The following is a 7,159-nucleotide window of genomic DNA, read 5'->3' as shown; positions in this document are numbered from 1 at the left end:
TCTCCGATCTGCTCAAGGGTAAGCAGGGCCGGTTCCGGCAGAACCTGCTCGGTAAGCGTGTCGACTACTCGGGTCGTTCGGTCATCGTGGTCGGTCCGCAGCTGAAGCTGCACCAGTGTGGTCTGCCCAAGCTGATGGCCCTCGAGCTGTTCAAGCCGTTCGTGATGAAGCGGCTCGTCGACCTCAACCACGCGCAGAACATCAAGAGCGCCAAGCGCATGGTGGAGCGTCAGCGTCCGCAGGTGTGGGACGTCCTCGAAGAGGTCATCGCCGAGCACCCGGTGCTGCTGAACCGTGCGCCGACCCTGCACCGCCTGGGCATCCAGGCCTTCGAGCCAATGCTGGTGGAAGGCAAGGCAATCCAGCTGCACCCGTTGGTCTGTGAGGCGTTCAACGCCGACTTCGACGGTGACCAGATGGCGGTGCACCTGCCGCTTTCCGCCGAGGCGCAGGCCGAGGCCCGCATCCTGATGCTGTCCTCCAACAACATCCTGTCGCCCGCGTCGGGCCGACCGCTGGCCATGCCGCGTCTGGACATGGTGACCGGCCTGTACTTCCTGACCACCGAGGTCGACGGTGACAAGGGCGAATACGTTGCGGCCGCGAAGGACAGGCCGGAGGTGGGCGTGTACTCGTCACCGGCCGAGGCCATCATGGCCTCGGACCGCGGTGTGCTGTCGGTGCGGGCCAAGATCAAGGTGCGGCTGACCCAGCTGCGCCCGCCGGCCGAGATCGAGGCCGAGCTGTTCGGCGCCACCGGCTGGCGGCCGGGGGACGCCTGGATGGCCGAGACGACGCTGGGCCGGGTTCTGTTCAACGAGCTGCTGCCGGTGGGCTATCCGTTCGTGAACAAGCAGATGCACAAGAAGGTGCAGGCCGCCATCATCAACGACCTGGCCGAGCGCTACCCGATGATCGTGGTCGCGCAGACCGTGGACAAGCTCAAGGACGCAGGTTTCTACTGGGCGACCCGCAGCGGCGTCACCGTGTCGATGGCCGACGTGCTGGTCCCGCCGCGCAAGAAGGAGATCCTCGACCAGTACGAGGAGCGGGCCGAAAAGGTCGAAAAGCAGTTCCAGCGTGGTGCTTTGAACCACGACGAGCGCAACGAGGCGCTGGTGGAGATCTGGAAGGAAGCCACCGACGAGGTCGGCCAGGCGCTCCGCGAGCACTACCCGGCCGACAACCCGATCATCACGATCGTCGACTCGGGCGCCACGGGTAACTTTACCCAGACGCGAACGCTGGCCGGCATGAAGGGTCTGGTGACCAACCCCAAGGGTGAGTTCATCCCGCGTCCGGTCAAGTCGTCGTTCCGCGAGGGCCTGACCGTGCTGGAGTACTTCATCAACACGCACGGCGCGCGAAAGGGCTTGGCGGACACCGCGTTGCGTACCGCCGACTCCGGGTATCTGACCCGTCGTCTGGTGGACGTGAGTCAGGACGTCATCGTCCGCGAGCACGACTGCGAGACCGAGCGGGGCATCATCGTCGAGCTGGCCGAGCGTCAGCCGGACGGCACCCTGATCCGCGACCCGTACATCGAAACCTCGGCGTACGCGCGGACTCTGGGCGCCGACGCGGTGGACGAGGCCGGCAAGGTCGTCGTCGCGCGCGGTGAGGACCTGGGTGACCCGTCGATCGAAGCCCTACTGGCTGCGGGCATTACGCAGATCAAGGTGCGATCGGTGCTGACGTGTACCACCGGCACCGGTGTGTGTGCGACCTGCTACGGCCGGTCCATGGCCACCGGAAAGCTGGTCGACATCGGCGAGGCCGTCGGTATCGTCGCGGCCCAGTCCATCGGTGAGCCCGGCACCCAGCTGACCATGCGCACGTTCCACCAGGGTGGTGTCGGTGAGGACATCACCGGCGGTCTGCCCCGTGTGCAGGAGCTGTTCGAGGCCCGCATCCCGCGTGGTAAGGCGCCGATCGCCGACGTCACCGGGCGGGTCCGCCTCGAGGAGGGTGAGCGCTTCTACAAGATCACCATCATTCCCGACGACGGGAGCGAGGAGGTCGTGTACGACAAGCTCTCCAAGCGCCAGCGGCTGCGTGTGTTCAAGCACGAAGACGGTTCCGAGCGGGTGCTCTCCGACAACGACCACGTCGAGGTGGGCCAGCAGCTGATGGAAGGCTCGGCCGACCCGCACGAGGTGCTGCGCGTGCAGGGCCCGCGCGAGGTGCAGATCCACCTGGTCCGCGAGGTCCAGGAGGTCTACCGCGCCCAGGGTGTGTCGATCCACGACAAGCACATCGAGGTGATCGTTCGCCAGATGCTGCGCCGCGTCACCATCATCGACTCGGGCGCCACGGAGTTCCTGCCCGGCTCGCTGATCGAGCGCGCGGGGTTCGAGGCGGAGAACCGCCGGGTGGTGTCGGAGGGCGGCGAGCCCGCCGCCGGTCGTCCGGTGCTGATGGGTATCACGAAGGCGAGCCTCGCCACCGACTCGTGGCTTTCCGCGGCGTCGTTCCAGGAGACCACGCGAGTGCTGACCGATGCGGCGATCAACTGCCGCAGCGACAAGCTCAACGGTCTGAAGGAGAACGTGATCATCGGAAAGCTGATCCCGGCCGGTACCGGCATCAACCGCTACCGCAACATCCAGGTGCAGCCGACCGAGGAGGCCCGGGCCGCCGCGTACACGATCCCGTCCTACGAGGATCAGTACTACAGCCCGGACTTCGGCCAGGCCACCGGCGCCGCGGTTCCGCTGGACGACTACGGCTACAGCGACTACCGGTAATTCGGCAGAGAAAAAGCCCCGGGTCCGCCCGGGGCTTTTTCTCTGCGTCGAGTGCGCGGCCGGCCGCACGTTCGGCGTCGAGTGTGCGGCCGGCCGCTCACTCGCGTCGCGTCGGGACCCCTCACTACACTGGCCACCGTGCTCATCGGTTCGCACGTCCACCAAGACGATCCCCTGGCCGCCGCGCAGGCGGACGGCGCCGACGTGGTGCAGTTCTTCCTCGGCAACCCGCAGAGCTGGAAGAAGCCCAAGCCGCGTGACGACGCCGAAACACTGAAAGCCTCAACCATTCCCCTGTACGTGCACGCGCCGTATCTGATCAACGTGGCATCGGCCAACAACCGCATCCGCATCCCGTCGCGCAAGATTCTGCAGGACACCTGCGATGCGGCCGCGGCCATCAACGCGACGGCGGTGATCGTGCACGGCGGGCACGCCGACGACAACGACATGGGCGCGGGCTTCGAGCGGTGGGTCAAGGCGCTGGACTATCTGGAAACAGACGTGCAGGTCTACCTGGAGAACACCGCCGGCGGCGACCACGCGATGGCCCGCCACTTCGACACCATCGGCAGGCTGTGGGATCACATCGGCGACAAGGGAATCGGGTTCTGCCTGGACACCTGCCACGCCTGGGCCGCGGGCGAGAAGCTGATCGACGCGGTCGACCGGATCAAGGCGCTGACCGGCCGCATCGACCTGGTGCACTGCAACGACTCGAGGGACGCGGCGGGCTCCGGTGCCGACCGGCACGCCAACTTCGGCACCGGGCAGATCGACCCCGAGCTGCTCGCCGCGGTGGTCAACGCCGCCGACGCGCCGGTCATCTGTGAAACCGCCGACGAGGGCCGCAAGGACGACATCGCGTTCCTGCGGGAGAAAACAAACGGCTGAGACGCCGCCAGCGCTTACCTTTGATCCATGCTGCGCCGACTGCCCACGCTATTGGGCGTTGTCCTGGTGGTCGCGGGCTGCTTCCCGGGAGCCGCCAACCTGCCGTCGGGCTTCGCGACCGGCACCAGCGTCCACCACATCAACGTCGGCGGGCTCGATCGCAGCTATCGGCTGTACAAGCCCGCGGGTCTGCCCGCCAAGGCCCCGCTGGTGGTCATGATGCACGGTGTGTCGGGAAGCGCCGGGGAAGCCGAAAGAAATTACCGATGGGACGGATTGGCCGATTCGGGCAAGTTCGTCGTCGCCTATCCGGACGGCCTCGATCGAGCCTGGAACGTCGACGGGCAGACGTGCTGCGGCCGGTCTGGACGGGAAGGCGTCGACGACGTCGGCTTCATCAGCGCGGCCGTCGCCGACATCGCCACGAACCTGGGCATCGACGCCGCCAGGGTCTATGCCACCGGCATGAGTAATGGCGGCATCATGTCCTACACGCTGGCCTGCACCACCGAAATTTTCGCGGCGATCGGTCCGGTTGCGGGCACCCAGCTGAACGCATGCCGGACCCCGCATCCAATGTCGGTCATGCACATTCATGGCACGGCCGATCGGCTTGTGCCCTATGGCGGCGGTCCGGGATACAGCGTCATCAACGGCCCGTCAGTGCCCAACGTGAATGCGTTCTGGCGCGACGTCGATCAGTGCGGCGCCCCGTCCGCGACGACCAGCGGTCCGATTACCACGTCGAGCGCGGGCTGCGCCGAGGGCCGCGGGGTCGTGCTCGTCACGGTCGACCAGGGTGACCACGAGTGGCCGGACTTCGCGACGCGAGATCTGTGGGAGTTCTTCGCCGCACACTCCCGCTGATCATTACAGCTCTTGTGCAACTGTCGAGAAAATGTAACATTGGTGACATGTCTGATACCCATGTCGTCACCAACCAGGTCCCGCCCCTGGAAGACCACAACCCGGCCACCTCGGCGGTGCTCATCGAGGCCCTGATCCGCGAGGGCGGGCAATGGGGCCTGGACGAGGTGAACGAGGTCGGGGCGCTGTCGGCCAGTCGCGAGGCGCAGCGGTGGGGCGAGCTCGCGGACCGCAACCGGCCCATCCTGCACACCCACGACCGCAACGGTCATCGTGTCGACGAGGTCGAATACGACCCGGCGTACCACGAACTGATGCGCACGGCGATCACGCACGGCATGCACGCAGCGCCCTGGGCCGACGAGCGGCCGGGTGCGCACGTCGTCCGCGCCGCGAAGACCTCGGTGTGGACGGTCGAGCCGGGCCACATCTGCCCGATCTCGATGACGTACGCCGTGGTGCCCGCGCTGCGCTACAACCCCGAGCTGGCGAAGATCTACGAGCCGTTGCTGACCAGCCGCGAATACGACCCGGAGCTCAGGCTGGCCACCACCAAACCGGGCATCACCGCGGGCATGTCGATGACCGAAAAGCAGGGCGGCTCCGACGTGCGGGCGGGCACCACCCAGGCGACCCCCACCGGCGACGGGACCTACAGCCTGACCGGCCACAAGTGGTTCACCTCGGCGCCGATGTGCGACATCTTCCTGGCGCTCGCGCAGGCGCCGCAGGGGCTGTCGTGCTTCATGGTGCCCCGCGTGCTGCCCGACGGCACCCGCAATCGGATGTTCCTGCAGCGGCTCAAGGACAAGCTCGGCAACCACGCCAATGCTTCCAGCGAGGTCGAATACGACGGCGCGATCGCCTGGCTGGTGGGGGAGGAAGGCCGCGGGGTGCCCACTATCATCGAGATGGTCAACCTCACCCGGCTCGACTGCACCCTGGGTAGCGCCACCAGCATGCGTACCGGCCTGACCCGCGCCATCTACCATGCCCAGCACCGAAAGGCCTTCGGCGCCTACCTCATTGACCAGCCGCTGATGCGCAACGTGCTGGCCGATCTGGCCGTCGAGGCCGAGGCGGCCACCATCGTCGCGATGCGGATGGCCGGCGCCACGGACAAGGCGTTGCGCGGAGACGACAGGGAGGCGTTGCTGCGCCGGATCGGCCTGGCGGCCAGCAAGTACTGGGTGTGCAAGCGCGCCACCCCGCACGCCGCCGAAGCGCTGGAATGCCTGGGCGGCAACGGTTACATCGAGGACTCCGGCATGCCGCGGCTGTACCGGGAGGCGCCACTGATGGGCATCTGGGAGGGCTCGGGCAACGTCAGCGCGCTGGACACGTTGCGCGCCATGGCGACTCGCCCCGAATGCATCGAGGTCCTGTTCGACGAGATCGCCGACAGCGCGGGTCAGGATCCGCGCCTGGGCAACCACGTCGGGCGGCTACGGGCGGACCTGGCCAACCTGGAGACCATCGCCTACCGCGGCCGCAAGGTTGCCGAAGACATCTGCCTGGCGCTGCAGGGCTCGCTGCTGGTGCGCTACGGGCACCCCGCCGTCGCCGAGGCGTTCCTGACGACCCGGCTCGACCGCCAGTGCGGCGGTGCGTTCGGCACCATGCCGGACGGACTCGACCTCGCCCCGATTCTGGAGCGGGCGCTGGTAAAGGGCTGAGCCACAACATGACTCACGCGATCAGGCCCGTCGACTTCGATAACCTCAAAACGATGACCTACGAGGTCACCGATCGGGTTGCGCGCATCACGTTCAACCGGCCGGACAAGGGCAACGCGATCGTCGCGGACACGCCGCTGGAGCTCTCGGCGTTGGTGGAGCGGGCCGATCTCGACCCGGGCGTCCACGTCATTCTGGTGTCCGGCCGCGGCGAGGGTTTCTGCGCGGGCTTCGACCTGAGCGCCTACGCCGACCGCACGGGCTCCGCCGGCGGGACTGGCGCGTATGCGGGCACGGTGCTGGACGGAAAGACCCAGGCGGTCAACCATCTGGCGGATCAGCCGTGGGACCCGATGACCGACTATCAGATGATGAGCCGCTTCGTGCGGGGCTTTTCCAGCCTCATGCACGCCGACAAGCCCACGGTGGTCAAGATCCACGGCTACTGCGTGGCCGGGGGCACCGACATCGCGCTGCACGCCGATCAGGTGATCGCCGCCGCCGACGCCAAGATCGGGTACCCGCCGACTCGCGTGTGGGGTGTTCCGGCCGCGGGCCTGTGGGCGCACCGCCTCGGCGACCAGCGCGCTAAACGGCTGCTGTTCACCGGCGATTGCCTCACCGGTGCGCAGGCCGCCGAGTGGGGATGGGCGGTCGAGGCGCCCGATCCCGCGGACCTCGACGAGCGCACCGAGCGGCTGGTCGAGCGGATCGCCGCGGTGCCGGTCAACCAGCTGATCATGGTCAAGCTCGCGCTGAATTCCGCTCTGCTGCAACAGGGTGTGGCCACCAGCAGGATGGTCAGCACGGTGTTCGACGGTGTCGCACGGCACACGCCCGAGGGCCACGCCTTCGTCGCCGACGCGGTCGAGCACGGATTCCGTGAGGCGGTGCGGCATCGCGACGAACCGTTCGGCGACCACGGCCGTCGCGCGTCCGGAGTGTAGCCATGCCGGACATGACAGCCCGCTCGGT

General features: G+C 67.5%; 5 protein-coding genes. All 5 read left to right on the top strand.

Annotation, left to right across the window (positions count from 1 at the left end; genetic code table 11):
- Nucleotides 1-2,747: DNA-directed RNA polymerase subunit beta' (gene rpoC / locus Q0W90_RS21845; RefSeq protein ID WP_297776546.1), on the top strand; the 2,747-nt coding region annotated here is incomplete at its 5' end.
- A gap of 138 nt (nucleotides 2,748-2,885) precedes the next feature.
- On the top strand, nucleotides 2,886-3,641 hold the full coding sequence (locus tag Q0W90_RS21840; RefSeq protein ID WP_297601034.1) for a deoxyribonuclease IV: 756 nt from the start codon (nucleotides 2,886-2,888) through the stop codon (nucleotides 3,639-3,641).
- A gap of 27 nt (nucleotides 3,642-3,668) precedes the next feature.
- Nucleotides 3,669-4,508, top strand: a complete 840-nt coding sequence (locus Q0W90_RS21835) for a PHB depolymerase family esterase (protein ID WP_297601031.1) — start codon at nucleotides 3,669-3,671, stop codon at nucleotides 4,506-4,508.
- A gap of 47 nt (nucleotides 4,509-4,555) precedes the next feature.
- Entirely contained in the window at nucleotides 4,556-6,184 is a 1,629-nt protein-coding gene (locus Q0W90_RS21830) for an acyl-CoA dehydrogenase family protein (protein WP_297776543.1), read from the top strand.
- Between the two features lie 8 nt (nucleotides 6,185-6,192).
- On the top strand, nucleotides 6,193-7,131 hold the full coding sequence (locus Q0W90_RS21825) for a crotonase/enoyl-CoA hydratase family protein (RefSeq protein ID WP_297700396.1): 939 nt from the start codon (nucleotides 6,193-6,195) through the stop codon (nucleotides 7,129-7,131).
- Nucleotides 7,132-7,159 lie beyond the last annotated feature (28 nt).

The organism is Mycobacterium sp. (genome assembly GCF_025933915.1).
In the GTDB taxonomy this organism is placed as follows: Bacteria; Actinomycetota; Actinomycetes; order Mycobacteriales; family Mycobacteriaceae; genus Mycobacterium.
Note: the sequence above shows the minus strand (reverse complement) of the source record. Positions and strands in the feature narration are given on the sequence as shown.